The organism is Helicobacter didelphidarum, assembly GCF_003364195.1.
GTDB classification, from domain to species: Bacteria; Campylobacterota; Campylobacteria; order Campylobacterales; family Helicobacteraceae; genus Helicobacter_A; species Helicobacter_A didelphidarum.
On the sequence record NZ_NXLQ01000125.1, the window covers coordinates 1 to 1,484 of the forward strand.

A 1,484-nucleotide genomic window follows, 5' to 3' on the forward strand; every position below is an offset into this window, starting at 1 on the left:
GAAAGATTCTCTATACATTGCTGGGATTGTTGGATCTAGCTTAATATCAAACTTCCCCTCTCTATAAAGTTCTTCTAAATACTCTGGGATATAGTAAGTGGGAGCATTAGGATAGCCTTGTGGGGGAGTTACTGCCATGACTTTGGCTATAAGAAGCATTGTATCTATATACAAATCTACTTGCTCTTGTGTCCAATCATTAGAAAATTCTAAATCATATCTCTTTAAATTAAATCCTTGATTATTAAACTCCCTTCTTGTTTGCTCTGTGGCTCTAGGGTCTCTAGGATCTAAGAGTTTGCCTGCTTGGATTTCATCATTAAGGATGTGTAACATATTTCTATCATCTAAATATTCACTAAAATCCATCACCCAATCTACCCCTAATATCTCATCTATATAAGGATACATACCAAATTTATCGGGTTTGATTTTTTTAACGAGATTCATCACTTGTGCTAATCGTAAAGGGTTTTGATATGTGCCATAAAAAAAATAACCATCACCATAATAAGCTCTTTCCCACATATTACCTAATTGAATAGATAAAACATCTTTTTGATAGGTTCTTGCTGTAAAACCAGCAGTTTGTCCTCCACTAAATCCCTTTATATCTCCTAGCATACCTGCTGCTATTTCCCATTCAGCCATTGCTAAATGTCCATCACTTAGATGAGCTAAACCTCTATTTGCTTCTACTATTTCATAGAGTTCTCTATACTTTTCATTGATGAGATTACCATTTTCATCTACATTTGCTATAGCATCTAGTGGTATATCTATCACAGAGCTTCTTATACCACTTCTAATGACTAGGTATTTATATCTTTCTCTTTTTGTCTTTAGAGATTCATAATATGCTTTTTCTGCTTTTGTCCATGGAGCTATCGCTCCTTTTATAGGGTCTTTATAATAAAGCTTTTGGATTGCTTTAAACTCTGAGAGATGAGACTTTTGCCCTGTGTAGTAGTTAGGGTCTAGGTATTTGGGTTTGTAATTTTTATGAGTATTTTTCATTATTTCCCATGCTTTTATAAGAGCTTTAGAATGTTGCTCATTATATTTACCGCCACCACCGATTTCTCCATTATCATTTTTTCTTTTTGTAAGTTTTACAAGATTTGTCTGCTCATCTATTTGTAAAATAAATCCATTTATTGTATGAAGTTCATTAGATGGAACATCTTTATACTCATAATACATATTTTCTCCTCACTATATCAAGTTTGACAAATATCTTTAAACTATCCTATCCATAACCCGTCCTCCATTATTATCGTAGTGGCTAGTCTGCCTATGAATTTAGGGCGTTTCTTTTTGTTGTTGTCTTCGTTTATATCTGTTCCCACAATAGATGGTGGCGGTGTATTGCTTGTGTTTTTCTCATCATTTATCCCCACATACAATGCTTTAATGTTATTCTCTCCTATGGTATTGAGTGCTTTGATAAATTGTCTAGTTTTTTCATCGGTATTTATGCTTAA

The 1,484-nt window shown here is 33.6% G+C and carries 1 protein-coding gene and 1 pseudogene; both read right to left on the reverse strand.

Features of this window, described 5'->3' with window-relative positions; translation table 11 throughout:
• Positions 1–1,203: nitroreductase family protein (locus CQA53_RS11360; protein WP_115544013.1), on the reverse strand; the 1,203-nt coding region annotated here is incomplete at its 3' end.
• A gap of 41 nt (positions 1,204–1,244) precedes the next feature.
• Positions 1,245–1,484: pseudogene (locus CQA53_RS12775) on the reverse strand (hypothetical protein); the annotation flags it as partial.